Genomic DNA, 13,221 nt, shown 5'->3' with positions numbered 1-13,221 from the left:
GCGGCATCGGCACCACAGGGATGTGGGAACCGCGCGCCCGCGCGTCAAGCGGTGCCTTTTCGTTTCCGGCGCGCGGGGGGGGTGTGCTAGGGGACGGGTATGGAACTCCTGCCCCGACTCAGCCCGCTTGGGCCCGCCGATTACATCGCCGTCGCCCTTCTGGTGATCCTGTTCGCGGGCATCGGCTGGATCGTGGAAAACCCGCCGCGCGGGCGGCCCTCCACCTCGGTCCTGATGGCGGATTACCGGCGCGACTGGATGCGCCATTTCGTGACGCGCCAGCAGAAGATCTTCGACGCCACCGTCATCACCAGCCTGCGGCAGGCCACGTCCTTCTACATCTCCGGCACGATGATCGCGCTTGGGGCGGGGATCGCGCTGGTCGGCAACCCCGAACGCCTGATCCTGGTGGCCGAGGATCTGACCATCGGCGCGCAGGCCGTGGTGGTGGAGATCAAGGTTATCGTCGTCCTGCTGTTTCTGGCCAACGCGCTGTTGAAATTCATGTGGTCGCATCGGCTGTTCGGGTATTGCGCCGTCCTGATGGCCTCCATGCACAACGCCGAGGATGACGACGCCTATCGCCGCACCGATCAGGCGGCGGAGGTGAACGTGACGGGGGCCAAGGCCTACAATCGCGGGCTGCGGTCGATCTATTTCGCGCTGGCGGCCTTGGGCTGGCTGCTTGGGCCGTGGACGCTGATGCTGACCACGCTGATCACCGCGCTGACGGTGCTGCGGCAGGAATTCGCCTCGCAATCGCGGGTGGTGATCAGCCAGCGCGACGAGGGGTGAACCGCCCCTCGCGCAGCCACGCCCCCAGGATCAACGCAAGCGCCAGCGCCAGCCAGCCCCAGGCGGGCAGGATCGGCAGAACCCGCACGCCTTCGGTGTCATGGGCCCCGCGCGGGGTGATGCCCAACCAGCCCCGCCCCTGCGCCGTGCGGCCCGCGCCGATGGCGCGAATGTCGAAATCGGGCGCCTCCTCCAGCCGCAAGCTGCCCGTAAGCACCGGCGCCAGCGTGTCCGTCCCCGCCACGGTCTCAGCAAACTCGCGCGGCGCGGGGGGGCCCACGGCGAACACCGCCTCCAGATTGTCCTGCCGCATCCGGTAAAGCCCCGGACCGGTCGCGTCCCAGCGGGCGGCGAAACGGCCCGGCGCCGCCTCGGTCAGGGTCAGGACGGTCTCCTCCCCCTCCGGCCCCGTAACGGTCAGGGGGCCCGGCGGCGCGTCGGCCACGCTGCGGCGTTCGATCGCCACCTGCGCGCCCGAGGCGGTGGCGGTCAGCGCCTCCTCCTCCAGCTCCGGTTCCTTCAGCATCCAATGCGCCAGACGGCGGGTCAGGTCCAGTTGCGGCCCGCCCCCCTCATACCCGCGCCCCCACAGCCAGATCTGGTCCGAGCCGAGGACCGCGATCCGCCCCTCGCCCACGCGGTCCAGAACCAGAAGGGGTCGCCCGTCGATGCCGTCCATCAGCACCTCGCCCGATCCGGCGGGGGTCAGTTCCACCTGCCGCAGCCACGGCCCCCAATCGCCCGACAGCGGGGCCGTCACCGGATGCCGGCGGCCCGTGTCGGTCAGGCCGGGAACGAACGCCTCCTCCAGCACGCGGCCCGTGGGGCGGGCGGGCATGATCTCTCCCAGGGGGGAGCGGGCAAGGCTGTCCACGCCCGCGAATTCCGGCCCCGCCGCGACCAGGACCGTGCCCCCGCGCCGGACATAATCGCGCATGTTTTCCAGATAGTCGTAGGGCAGGATGCCGCGCAGACGATATCGGTCGAAGATGATCAGATCGAAGGCGTCGATCTTCTCCATGAACAATTCGCGGGTGGGAAAGGCGATGAGGGCCAGTTCCTCGATCGGGGTGCCGTCCTGCTTTTCCGGCGGGCGCAGGATCGTAAAATGGACAAGATCGACCGACGGATCGGAGGTCAGAAGATTGCGCCACACCCGTTCCCCCGCATGAGGCTCGCCCGACACCAGCAACACCCGCAGCCGGTCGCGCACCCCGTTGATCTGCACGATCTGCGCGTTGTTGCGGTCCGTCATCTCCCCCTCCACCGGGGCGATGGCGGCGTGAAGGATGTTCATCCCCCCATGCGTCAGGGTGATGGGCAGGTCGATGTCCTGCCCCACCGGCACCTCGGTCGTGACCGGCGGTTCGGCATCCAGCGACAGGGTCACGCGCGCGGTCTGCGGCAGGGTATCCGGCACCGCGCCCTCCTCCTCGATCCGCAGGGTCAGGCGCGTCTCCTCGCCCACGATGGCGAAGGCGGGGGCGTTTCGGAGGGTCAGGCGACGGTCCCAATCCGCCGCCCGCCCGGTTTGCAGCAGGTGCAGCGGCGCGGGCATGTCCGGGGCCGCCGCCACGTCATGCACCCGCCCGTCCGAGATCAGGAACGCCCCCGCGATCCGGCCCCGCGGCTCGTTCGCCATGGCCTGACCCAAGGCCTCCATCGCGCGGGTGCCGCCATCCTCGGGCGCATCGCCCAGCGGGATCACCCGCAGTTCGGTGTTCGCAAGGGCCGCAACCTCGGCCCGCAGACGCATCAGGGCGGCCTGCGTCTGATCGGGGCGGTCGCGCAGGGATTGGCTGGCGGTGCCGTCCACCACGGCGATGACGATATCCGACAGCGGCGCGCGGGTTTCCGACTGAAAGGACGGATTGACCAGCGCCAGAAGCAGCGCCGACACCGCCCCGGCCCGCAGCACCGCCCCCCGCCGCGCCCGCCAGAAGGCCAGCCCCGACGCCGCCACCGCCAGCGCCGCCAGAAGCCAGATGCCCCACAAGGGCAAAAGCGGATCGAAGACGACGCCGGTCAATTCCCCAGCCTTTCCAAAAGGGCGGGGACATGGATCTGGTCGTTCTTGTAATTTCCGGTCAGCACGTGAATCACCAGGTTGATGCCGAAACGCACGGCGATTTCGCGTTGACGTTCGCCCGCGAACCCCCGCCCCACGGGCAGGGCGGGAAAGCCCGTCTCATCCACGGCCCAGGCGGCGGCCCAGTCGTTGCCGCCGATGACCACGGGCGTCACCCCGTCGTTCAGGTGGCGAAAGGGCTGCCCCTCCTCGACCGCGCCGGGGTCGGGTGCGGCCTCCACCCACAGGGCGCGATTGGTGTAGCGGCCGGGAAAATCCTGCAACAGATAGAAGGTGCGGGTCAGGACATGATCCTCGGGCACCTGTTCCAGCGGCGGGATGTCCAGACCGGCGGCGATGCGCTGCAGAGCCTGCGCCTCGGGCGTGGTAGTGCTTGGCAGATCGCCGTCGCGCGTGTCGAACAGGATCATCCCGCCCGTGCGCAGGAAATCGTTCAGGCGGGCCAGCGCCGCCGGGGACGGGGTGGGCGCGTCGGCGGTGACAGGCCAATACAGCAGGGGAAAGAACGCCAGATCGTCCCGGTCCGGGTCCACGCCCACCGGGGCCCCCGGCTCCACCGTGGTGCGTTCGGACAGGCGGCGCGACAGGCCCAGAAGGCCTTGCTGCGCCAGATCGTCCACCCGCGCATCGCCCGTCAGCACATGGGCCAACCGCAAGACCTGCGTGTCGGCCACCGGATCGGCCCGCGATTCCGCCACGGGCAGCAAAAGCAGCGCGGCCACCCACGCCACCCTGGCCAGCCGCCCGGACACGGCCAGCGCCGCGATCGCATCCACCATCAGCGCCAGAAGGGCCACCGTCAGCAGCGCGCCCTTCAGGCTGCGTTCGGGCGTGTCGGTCAAGCCCTCCACCACCTGACCGTCGGGCCAGACCGCCGCCTCCAGCGGCGTATCGGCGCGCAATGTGTTCAGCGCCGCGCGGGCGTCGCCGTCGGCATAGATCCCCGGCGGCATGGTGGCCGAAGGGGGGGCCGTGGCCAGCGCCTCCCCCGCCACGCCGGACAAGGCGGGGGCGGGCGTCAGGCGGCCGAACGCGTCCAGCGCCTGATCCGGGGTCCAGATGCGGCCCGCCAGATCCTCGGGCGTGCCCGTCCCCGCCCCTTGGGTCAGGCGTGTGAGCATCCCCACGAACAGGCCCGACAGCGGCAGGTTGGACCAGTCGGCATTGGCGGTCGCATGGAACAGGATCACCTGCCCCTGCCCCAACGTGCGACGGGTGACGAAAGGCGTCCCGTCCTCCAGCGCCGCCAGGGTGCGGGTGGCCAGATCGGGGCCGGGGTCGGCCAGCACCTGCCGCGTCACCGTCACCTCCTCCGGCACGGGCAGGCCGTGGAAGGGGGAGCTTTCGGGGAACGGCGCCAGACGGCGCGGCGCATCCCAGCTGAGCGCGCCGCCCATCTCGCGCCCGCCCACGCGCAACGGCACGGGCAGCAGCGGATCGTCGGGGGCGGCGGCCATCCGGGGGCCGGCAAAGCGCAGCAGCGTGCCGCCCGCCCGCACCCACCCCTCCAGCGCGGTCACATCGGCCGGGGCGGCGTCGGTCAGGACGATCACGTCGGGATTGGCGGGCAGCGCCTGATCCAGCGGCACCTCGATCAGGTCGGCATGGGGGGCCAGCGCCTGCCGGATATAGAACAGGGGGGCCAGCACGTCCGCGCCTTCGTCCTGCGGCCCGGTGGGGATCAGCGCCACCTCGCGCCGCCGCAGGGCATCGCCCGCCAGCGTCACCGCGCCCGCCGACCGCACGCCCTCGATCTGGAAACGGGTGACGCGGTTGCGCAATTCGGGTGGCAGGGTGAAACGGGCGGCGGCCTCGGTGGCGTCCGCGTCGAACCGCAGGGGGGTGCGGGCCAGCACCGTTTCCGCCCCCGACGGGTCGGGACCAAGGGCCAGCACCACCGCCTCCGCCCCCGTCAGGACCGGACGGCGCGCGGCGGGAACGATCAGCGCCTCCCCCTCCCGCCGGGCGGGGCGCAGCGCCAGGGTGGCGTCCGGTGCCTCCATCACCCGCACGGGGCCGCGATCTTCCAGCGCGCTCAGGAACTCGGCCCGCCCGGGATGGTCCAAGCCGTCCGAGATCCACAGCGTGGCGAACGGACCTTCGGGCAGCGCGGTCGCCCATCCGGCATAATCCGGCCCCCACGCGCGGGGGATCAGGCCCGAGAGGCGGGGCAACAGCGCGTCGGCGGTCTGGAACGGGGCCGCGCCCGGCGGGTCCGTCGCGGGCACCAGCGCCACGGGGCGACCGGCCCGCCCCGCCCCTTCGACCACCTGCCGCAATTCGGCCAGACGGTTGGTCCATCCCGGCGCATCGGCCCATGTCGCGTCCACCACCACCAGAAGCGGGCCGTCCTCGCCCGACGGGGCGCGCGGGTTCAGGACAGGGCCCGCAAAGCCCACGATCACCGCCGCCACCGCCAGCATCCGCAGTGCCATCAGCCACCACGGGGTGCGGTCGGCCTGCACCTGATCGTCGCGCAGGCCCAGAAGCAGCGCCACGGCGGGAAAGCGGCGGCGGATCGGCGCGGGCGGGGTGGCGCGCAGCAGCCACCACAGCAGCGGCAGCGCGATCAGCGCCAGCAGGATCAGGGGTTGGGCGAAACCGATGACGGGCATCACATGTCCCGGCCGATGGCGCGATAGAGCCACAAAAGCGCCGGCTGCGGCGCATCGCCCGTATGATGCGCGTGCAGATGCCACCCGGCGGCACGGGCCATCACCTCCAGCTCGGCCCGCCGTTCGGCAAGCCGGTCCAGATAGCGATCGCGCAAGGCCCCCGCCTCGCGCGTCTCGAACCGCAGATGGCCGCTGACCGATTCGAACAGGGTGCGCCCGTCATAGGGGAAGGCGTCCTCCACCGGGTCCAGCACCTGCACCAACGCGCCGCGCACATCCTGCGCCACGGCGCGGTCCAGCGCCGCCGTCACCCCGTCCAGCGGCCCGAGGAAATCCGACAGCATCACCGCCTGCCCATGCGCGGGCAACACGCCGAAATCCGGCACGGCATGATCCTGCGCCGCGCGCCCCGCCAGCCCTGCTGCCAAGGCCACCGCATGGCCCCGCCCCGCACGGGGGGCCGCCCCGTCCAGCGCCACCCGTTCCCCGCCGCGCAGCAGCAAAACCGCCAGCGCAAGCGCCAGAAGCCCCGCCCGGTCGCCCTTGCTGCCCCGCGCCGGATCGCCGGTAAAGGTCATCGACCGGCCCGCATCGACCCAGAGGGTCACGCTTTGCGCCCCCTGCCATTCCCGGTCGCGCACCACATGGCCGTCCGACCGGGCCGAACGTCGCCAGTCGATCATCCGCGCCGCATCGCCCGACCCCGCAGGGCGGTATTGCCAGAACTCATCCCCCGCGCCCGCTTGTCGGCGGCCATGTCCGCCAAGGCGCACGGTTTGTGCCAGACGTTCGGCCGCCGCAAGCAGCGGCGGCAGCGCCTGCGCCAGACCTTCGGAGCGGGAAAGGAGCGTCACGCCGCGCGGCCCTGATCCAGCCGCGCCACCACCCCGTCGATGACCCCGCCCAGCGTCTCACCCCGCGCGCGCGCAGCAAAGCCCAGCGCCATGCGGTGGATCAGGACGGGCCGCGCCAGCGCCGCCACATCGGATATCGACGGGGCCAGCCGCCCGTCCAGAAGCGCCCGCGCCCGCACCATCAGCATCAGGGCCTGCGCCGCGCGCGGCCCCGGCCCCCAGGCCAGCGTTCCGGCCAAATCCGCACCCTCCGCCTCGCCCGGGCGGCAGGCGCGGACCAGATCGAGGATCGCGTCCACCACCCCCTCCCCCACCGGCATCCGGCGGATCAGGCGCTGCGCCTCCATCAGCTCCGCCGCCGTCAGGACGGGATGGACGGCATCCTCGGCAGCGCCCGTGGTGGCGATCAGGATGTCGCGCTCGGTCGCCCGGTCGGGATAGGTCACGTCGATCTGCACGAGGAACCGGTCCAACTGCGCCTCGGGCAAGGGATAGGTCCCCTCCTGATCGATCGGGTTCTGCGTTGCCAGAACATGGAACGGGGGGCCGAGGGGGCGGTGCACGCCCGCCACCGTCACCTCGCGTTCCTGCATCGCCTGCAAAAGCGCCGATTGCGTGCGCGGGCTGGCGCGGTTGATCTCGTCCGCCAGAAGAAGCTGGCAGAAGATCGGCCCTTCGATGAAGCGGAAGGCGCGGGTGCCGCCCGCATTGTCCAGCACCTCCGACCCCAGAATGTCGGCGGGCATCAGATCGGGCGTGAATTGGACGCGCCCCCCGTCCAGCCCCAGAACGGTGGCCAGCGTATCGACCAGCCGCGTCTTGCCCAGACCCGGCAGCCCCACCAGAAGCGCGTGCCCCCCGCACAGGATCGCGCCCAGCACGAGATCGACCACCGCTTCCTGCCCGATAAAGCGGCGCGCGATGCTGGCCTTGGCCAAGGCCAGTTGCGCGCCCAGCGCGTCGATCCGGGGGATGAGGGTCTCGCGCGTGTCCATGACAATCCTTCGGGGCGTGATAGGTTCGGCCCCATAGAAGCGGTTTTGCAAGGCAGGCTCAAATGGCAAACGACGAAACGGGACAAAATGCCGTGAAAAACCTGCTGGGCCATGCGACCCGCACCCCCGCGCCCGTGCATCTGTGGACCCCGCCCTATTGCGGCGAGATCGACATCGTCATCCGGCGGGACGGATCGTGGTGGCATGAGGGCGCACCCATCCGCCGCGAGGGGCTGGTGCAGCTCTTCGCCTCCATCCTGAAACGCGAGGGGGATCGGTATTATCTGGTGACGCCCGTGGAAAAGCTGGGAATCGTGGTGGAGGATACGCCGCTTCTGGTGACCGATCTGGACGGCACGACCCTGATCACGGCGACCGGCGACCGTGTCGTGCCCGGCCCCGATCATCCGTTGCGCGTGGCGGACCCGAACGGCACCCCCACCCCTTATATCCATGTGCGCGGCGGGATGGAGGCGCGGATCGACCGCAAGACCTTCTATCGCCTCATGGACATGGCCGAGGAACGGGACGGGCAATGGATGCTCGACATAGATGGTCATCCGGTTCCGCTTGGGGCATGATGCCGCAGCCCCCCCTGAATCGGACCGCCGCCATGATTCCCGCACGCTACGCCCATGTCGCCTTTGCCTTCCTGCTGTCGGGGATGATGTCGTTCATCGTCTCGGGCGTGGCCATCGCCCGCGCGCGGGGGATGGCCCATCTGGCCGACGAATGGATCGGCGGCTGGCTTCCCTCCTGGGCGGTGGCGTTTCCCTGCGTTCTGGTCATTGCCCCCATCGCCCGCCGGATCGTGACCCGCCTGACGATTCCCGCGTGATGGCTTGAAGCCGCCGCCGCAGGGGATAGAATGACGCGACAAAAGCCAACAGGACGCGCCATGCCCCCCCTTCCGCCGGAAACCGAGACCGTCACCCGCTGGACCATTCCCTGCGACGGGGGACAGGGCGCGCTTGGCCATCCGCGCGTCTGGCTGACCATCCCCGAGGAGACGGGCTTTGTCGAATGCGGCTATTGCGACAAACGCTATGTCATCGACCGTGACCATGCCGAGGGCGGCCACTAGGCTGGAAGCCTGAGGGGCTTCGTGCCATATCCGTAGCCTTGGGCAAGAAGGAGCGGATCATGACATTCGGCAAAGGCCATCACCTGCATCTGATCGACGGATCGGCCTTCATCTTTCGCGCCTATCATGCGCTGCCGCCACTGACGCGGAAATCCGACGGCCTGCCCATCGGCGCGGTGGCGGGGTTCTGCAACATGCTGTTCCGGTATGTGGAGGATTCGAAAGCCTCCGACGCGCCGACGCATGTGGCAGTGATCTTCGATCATTCGTCGAAAACCTTCCGCAACGACATCTATCCCGCCTACAAGGCCAATCGCCCAGACCTGCCCGAGGATCTGAAGCCGCAATTCCCCCTGACGCGCGAGGCGACGCGCGCCTTCAACATCGCCTGCATCGAGACCGAGGGGTATGAGGCCGACGATCTGATCGCCTCGATGTCGTGCAAGGCGCGGGATGCGGGCGCGCGGGTCACGATCATCAGTTCGGACAAGGACCTGATGCAGCTTGTGGGCGACGGGGTCGAGATGCTGGACCCGATGAAGAACAAGCGCATCGGACGCGATGAGGTGGAGGCGAAGTTCGGCGTCGGTCCCGACCGCGTGGTCGACGTGCAGGCGCTGGCGGGCGATTCGGTGGACAACGTGCCCGGCGCCCCCGGCATCGGCATCAAGACGGCGGCGCTGCTCATCCAGGAATACGGCGATCTGGAGACGTTGCTGGAGCGGGCGGGCGAGATCAAGCAGCCCAAGCGCCGTCAGGTCCTGATCGACCATGCCGATCAGATCCGCATCTCCAAGCGGCTGGTGCAGTTGGACTGCGACACGCCGCTGGATTTCACTTTGGACAGTCTTGAGGTGCGGGAGCCGGACGACAGCCTGATGGAGTTCCTGAATGCCATGGAATTCCGCACGCTGACCCGCCGCATCGCGGAAAAGCGCGGGGTGGACATGCCCTTGCCCGCGCCCGTGGCCGAAGCGCCGTTGGAGGAGACCGAGGCCCTGCCCTTCGACCACGCCGCCTATGAGATCGTGACCGAACCTGCGCAGCTGGCCGAATGGATCGCCCTGATCCACGAGGTCGGGCATGTGGCCTTCGACACCGAAACCACGGGCCTGGACGAAATGCGGGCCGATCTCGTGGGCATCTCGCTGTCGGTGGTGGCGGGGCGGGCGTGCTATATCCCGCTGGCGCACCGGACGGGGGCGGACGATCTGTTCGGGGGGGCCGACCTTGTCCCCGGCCAGATGCTGGTGGCCGAGGTTCTGGCCCAGTTGAAGCCGGTGATGGAAGACCCCGCCATCCTGAAGATCGCGCATAACGCGAAATACGATTGCAAGATGCTGATGCGCCATGGCGTGACGCCCGCGCCGGTCGATGACACGATGCTCATGTCCTATGCCATGCATGCGGGTCTGCACAATCACGGCATGGACGCCCTGTCCGAGCAGTATCTGCGCCACACCCCCATCCCGATCAAGGGGCTGATCGGATCGGGCAAAAGCCAGATCACCTTCGACCGCGTGCCGCTGGACAAGGCCGCGCCTTACGCGGCGGAAGACGCCGACATCACCCTGCGCCTGTGGGAATTGTTCAAGCCGCAACTGCACCGCGCCCGCGTCACGACCGTCTATGAAACGCTGGAACGCCCGCTGGTGCCGGTGCTGGCCGAGATGGAGATGACCGGGGTGCGGGTGGACCGCGATGTGCTGTCGCGCATGTCCAACGCCTTCGCCCAGAAGATGGCCATGCTGGAGGAGGAAATCCACCAGCTTGCGGGCCGGTCGTTCAACGTCGGATCACCCAAGCAGCTGGGCGAGATCCTGTTTGATGAACTGGGCCTTCAGGGCGGGCAGAAGGGCAAGACCGGCGCCTATGGCACCGGGGCCGACATTCTGGAGGATCTGGCGGCGGAGGGGCACGACCTGCCCGCCCGCGTGCTGGACTGGCGTCAGGTGTCGAAGCTGAAATCCACCTATACCGACGCGCTGCAGGATCACATCCACCCCGACACGCACAGGGTCCACACCTCCTATTCCATCGCCGGGGCGAACACGGGGCGACTCGCCTCCACCGACCCGAACCTTCAGAACATCCCCGTGCGGAGCGAGGAGGGCCGCCGCATCCGCGAGGCCTTCGTGGCCCCCGAGGGGAAGGTTTTGGTCTCTCTCGACTACAGCCAGATCGAATTGCGGATCTTGGCGCATATCGCCGACATTCCGGCCTTGAAGGAGGCGTTCCGCGAGGGGCACGACATTCACGCCATGACGGCGGCCGAAATGTTCAACACCCCGCTGGAGGGGATGGACCCGATGATCCGCCGTCAGGCCAAGGCGATCAACTTCGGGGTGATCTACGGCATCTCGGGCTTCGGCCTTGCGCGGAACCTGCGGATTCCCCGCGCCGATGCGCAGGGGTTCATCGACCGCTATTTTGAACGTTTCCCCGGCATCCGCGATTACATGGACGCGACCATCGCCTTCGCGAAGGCCAACGGCCATGTGGAGACGCTGTTCGGGCGCCGCATCAACACGCCCGAGATCAACGCCAAGGGCCCCGGCGCGGGGTTCGCGCGCCGCGCGGCGATCAACGCCCCCATCCAGGGCACGGCGGCCGACATCATCCGCCGCGCGATGATTCGGATGCCCGACGCGATCAAGGATTTGCCCGCCACCATGCTGTTGCAGGTCCATGACGAACTGCTGTTCGAGGTGGCGGAGACGGCGGCGGACGACCTGATCGCCCGCGCGCGGGACGTGATGGAGGGGGCCTGCGATCCGGTGGTCAAGCTGTCGGTGCCGCTGATCGTCGATGCCGGGCGCGGCCCGAACTGGGCCGCCGCGCATTAACGCGTCAGCATCGGGCCCAAGGGACGCCCGCCCAGGATGTGCAGGTGGTAATGCGGCACCTCCTGCCCCCCGTGGCCGCCGGAATTGGAGATGGTGCGATACCCCTCGCCCAACCCTTCGCAGATCTGGGCGGCGGTGCGGTGGAAATCGGTGATCTCCTCCACGCTGGCATGGGCGGCGAAATCCGCGAAATCGACATAGGGCCCCTTGGGGATCACCAGAACATGGTGCGGGGCGTGGGGGGCGATGTCGTGAAAGGCCAGCGTATGCGCCGTCTCCGCCACGGTCTTGTTGGGGATGTCGCCGCGCAGGATGCGGGCGAAGATGTTTTCGGGGTCGTAGGTCATCGTCAATCCATGAACAGATAGTGGGTGGAGGTGATCTCCAGCGCCTTCTCCTCGGGCACCGACAGGAATTCGGCCAGCACCCGCGCGTTGCGCGCGGGGTCGTGCTTCTGGCGCAGGCGGCGATAGCGGGCAAAGCCCGCGTCGCGGATACGGTCGCTTTCGAAGCGGAAGTCATACCGCACGGTGGGCAGGATGCGGGCCATCGTCTCGGCCGGCGTCCCTTCGCCCGCCAGGCCGACGCGCAGGGCATGGCCCTGCAGGTAATCGTCGTTGAATTCGCATTCCAGTTCCAGAATGCGAATCAGCCCCTTGTCGGACGCGAAGTCCTGCATCAGGTCCAGATTGGACGGATCGAGGCAGACGACCATCCGGTCGGTGTTCCAGTAATCGAACAGCATCCGCACCAACGCGCGCCGGTGGCGTGTGCGTTTGGCCAGCGTCGTCTCGATCCCCCCCAAGGCGGGCAGGGGCGAATCCGCCTCGTTGAACAGGTAGTGCACACCCTTGATGCCCAGCACCTCCTCGATCCGGTCCACCAGCCGCTTGGCCACGTGCCACTTCTTGCACACGACGATGGTCAGCTGCCGATCACGCCCGATGCTCGATTCCGTTTCCCAAAAGCGCGGGGCGAAACGCCGCCCGATCCGGCCCCGCTGCCGCAGAAAGGTCAAGAGCGTCCGCCCCTCGTTCGAGATGTGGAAGGTCCGCCCCTCCTCGGCCCACAGATCGCCCAGCTGCTGCTTCAGCTCCAACGCCTGGGGGGAGATCTTGCGGGCGAACAGGTAATCCTGCGACACCAGAAGATCGAAATGGTCGTTGTAGAAGGTCAGCGGCAGGCCATAGTCGGAAAACATCAGGAATGTCAGGGTGCGGGTCCGAATCTCGGCGTCGGGCACCAGATGGCGGACCAGCGTCTGGAACATCGTCTCATCCGGGATCCAGGTCGTGGCGAAGAACCGCAGGACAGCGGGGTTGGCATCGCAATAGTTCAGAACCTTCTGCACCGTGCCGCGCCGCAGCGCCCACCACTGGCTGCCGATCTGGATGTCCAGACCCGCCGGCACCTGCCGCGCCAGGCCCAACCGCTCCTGCAGCCCCATTGAGGCATAGAACAGCCACTTCTGGGTGCGTTCGTTGAAATAATGGCGATAGATCAGCCGTTCTTCCTTGATCCCCGTCTTGATCCAACTCGATTTGAAGAAATCGAAGGACTCGATGTAGTCGACATCGTCGCGGTCCAGGAACGTCTTGGCGTATTCGGCCGATTTGATGGGCATGCAGTCGCCCGACAGCATGTAGAAATGCGTGGCATCGGGAAACGCGGCAAAGGCGGCGCGCACCGCCTGCAGGGTCGCATCCACCAGCGAATATTCCCCCCAGCCGCATTTCAACCGCTTCTTCGTGAAGACCACGCCCGGATTGGCCCCCAGTTCCCGCCGCAGCATGTCGTAATCCTCGGGGCGGGCACGACGGTCGAAATGGATCGCCACGCAATCGCCCGAGGCGGTCAGACGCCGCGCCTGCGCGATGATCCCGACGGGATCCTTGTGACAAAGCAGGATGAACGCAATTTTCGCCATGGCGCGCCCTTTTGGT

At 68.5% G+C, this 13,221-nt stretch carries 11 protein-coding genes; 5 read left to right on the top strand and 6 right to left on the bottom strand.

Annotated elements, in window-relative coordinates; genetic code table 11:
• Nucleotides 1-99: 99 nt before the first annotated feature.
• Entirely contained in the window at nt 100-795 is a 696-nt protein-coding gene (locus MU449_RS02925) for a DUF599 domain-containing protein (RefSeq protein ID WP_244736523.1), read from the top strand.
• On the opposite strand, the gene MU449_RS02920 is transcribed toward MU449_RS02925, so the two are convergent.
• From MU449_RS02920 to MU449_RS02905, 4 genes are read right to left on the bottom strand one after another with little or no spacing between them, the layout of a single operon-like run.
• Nucleotides 773-2,824, bottom strand: a complete 2,052-nt coding sequence (locus tag MU449_RS02920; RefSeq protein ID WP_244736522.1) for a glutamine amidotransferase — start codon at nt 2,822-2,824, stop codon at nt 773-775. The two genes, MU449_RS02925 and MU449_RS02920, sit on opposite strands and share 23 nt — an antisense overlap.
• Entirely contained in the window at nt 2,821-5,499 is a 2,679-nt protein-coding gene (locus MU449_RS02915) for a DUF4159 domain-containing protein (RefSeq protein WP_244736521.1), read from the bottom strand. Before MU449_RS02915 ends, MU449_RS02920 begins: the two co-directional genes overlap by 4 nt.
• Entirely contained in the window at nt 5,499-6,353 is an 855-nt protein-coding gene (locus MU449_RS02910; protein WP_244736520.1) for a DUF58 domain-containing protein, read from the bottom strand. Before MU449_RS02910 ends, MU449_RS02915 begins: the two co-directional genes overlap by 1 nt.
• Nucleotides 6,350-7,348: an AAA family ATPase gene (locus tag MU449_RS02905; RefSeq protein WP_244736519.1), complete on the bottom strand. Its 999-nt coding sequence runs from the start codon at nt 7,346-7,348 to the stop codon at nt 6,350-6,352. The genes MU449_RS02910 and MU449_RS02905 overlap by 4 nt, the downstream gene beginning before the upstream one ends.
• Nucleotides 7,349-7,410: 62 nt before the next feature.
• Here MU449_RS02905 and MU449_RS02900 point away from each other — a divergent pair, with 62 nt between their 5' ends.
• The 4 genes from MU449_RS02900 to polA are packed head-to-tail and all read left to right on the top strand — an operon-like array spanning nt 7,411 to nt 11,278.
• The gene (locus MU449_RS02900; protein ID WP_244736518.1) at nt 7,411-7,929 is read left to right on the top strand and encodes a DUF1285 domain-containing protein; all 519 of its coding nucleotides are present in this window, start codon (nt 7,411-7,413) and stop codon (nt 7,927-7,929) included.
• Nucleotides 7,930-7,961: 32 nt separating this feature from the next.
• Nucleotides 7,962-8,186 carry a DUF2798 domain-containing protein gene (locus MU449_RS02895; RefSeq protein WP_244736517.1) on the top strand — a complete coding sequence of 75 codons (225 nt, stop codon included), beginning with the start codon at nt 7,962-7,964 and terminating at the stop codon, nt 8,184-8,186.
• 60 nt (nt 8,187-8,246) lie between these two features.
• Nucleotides 8,247-8,432, top strand: coding sequence for a zinc-finger domain-containing protein (locus MU449_RS02890; protein WP_244736516.1), 186 nt, complete (start codon nt 8,247-8,249; stop codon nt 8,430-8,432).
• 59 nt (nt 8,433-8,491) lie between these two features.
• Nucleotides 8,492-11,278 carry a DNA polymerase I gene (gene polA / locus MU449_RS02885; RefSeq protein WP_244736515.1) on the top strand — a complete coding sequence of 929 codons (2,787 nt, stop codon included), beginning with the start codon at nt 8,492-8,494 and terminating at the stop codon, nt 11,276-11,278.
• Here the strand turns inward: polA and MU449_RS02880 are convergent.
• Together MU449_RS02880 and MU449_RS02875 are read right to left on the bottom strand one after the other, a co-directional pair.
• Nucleotides 11,275-11,631, bottom strand: coding sequence for an HIT domain-containing protein (locus MU449_RS02880; protein WP_244736514.1), 357 nt, complete (start codon nt 11,629-11,631; stop codon nt 11,275-11,277). The genes polA and MU449_RS02880 overlap by 4 nt on opposite strands.
• A complete protein-coding gene (locus tag MU449_RS02875) occupies nt 11,628-13,205 on the bottom strand; it encodes a DUF5928 domain-containing protein (protein WP_244736513.1) in 1,578 nt (525 codons plus the stop codon). The genes MU449_RS02880 and MU449_RS02875 overlap by 4 nt, the downstream gene beginning before the upstream one ends.
• Nucleotides 13,206-13,221 lie beyond the last annotated feature (16 nt).

The sequence above is a fragment of the Falsirhodobacter halotolerans genome (assembly GCF_022899245.1).
Lineage (GTDB): Bacteria > Pseudomonadota > Alphaproteobacteria > Rhodobacterales > Rhodobacteraceae > Falsirhodobacter > Falsirhodobacter halotolerans.
This window is presented reverse-complemented; position numbering and strand designations above follow the sequence as displayed.

Coding starts and splice junctions, on each gene's coding strand:
- MU449_RS02925 (WP_244736523.1), top strand. CDS start 100: ATGGAACTCCTGCCCCGACTCAGCCCGCTTGGGCCCGCCGATTACATC.
- MU449_RS02915 (WP_244736521.1), bottom strand. CDS start 5,499: ATGCCCGTCATCGGTTTCGCCCAACCCCTGATCCTGCTGGCGCTGATC.
- MU449_RS02905 (WP_244736519.1), bottom strand. CDS start 7,348: ATGGACACGCGCGAGACCCTCATCCCCCGGATCGACGCGCTGGGCGCG.
- MU449_RS02900 (WP_244736518.1), top strand. CDS start 7,411: ATGGCAAACGACGAAACGGGACAAAATGCCGTGAAAAACCTGCTGGGC.
- MU449_RS02895 (WP_244736517.1), top strand. CDS start 7,962: ATGATTCCCGCACGCTACGCCCATGTCGCCTTTGCCTTCCTGCTGTCG.
- MU449_RS02890 (WP_244736516.1), top strand. CDS start 8,247: ATGCCCCCCCTTCCGCCGGAAACCGAGACCGTCACCCGCTGGACCATT.
- polA (WP_244736515.1), top strand. CDS start 8,492: ATGACATTCGGCAAAGGCCATCACCTGCATCTGATCGACGGATCGGCC.
- MU449_RS02875 (WP_244736513.1), bottom strand. CDS start 13,205: ATGGCGAAAATTGCGTTCATCCTGCTTTGTCACAAGGATCCCGTCGGG.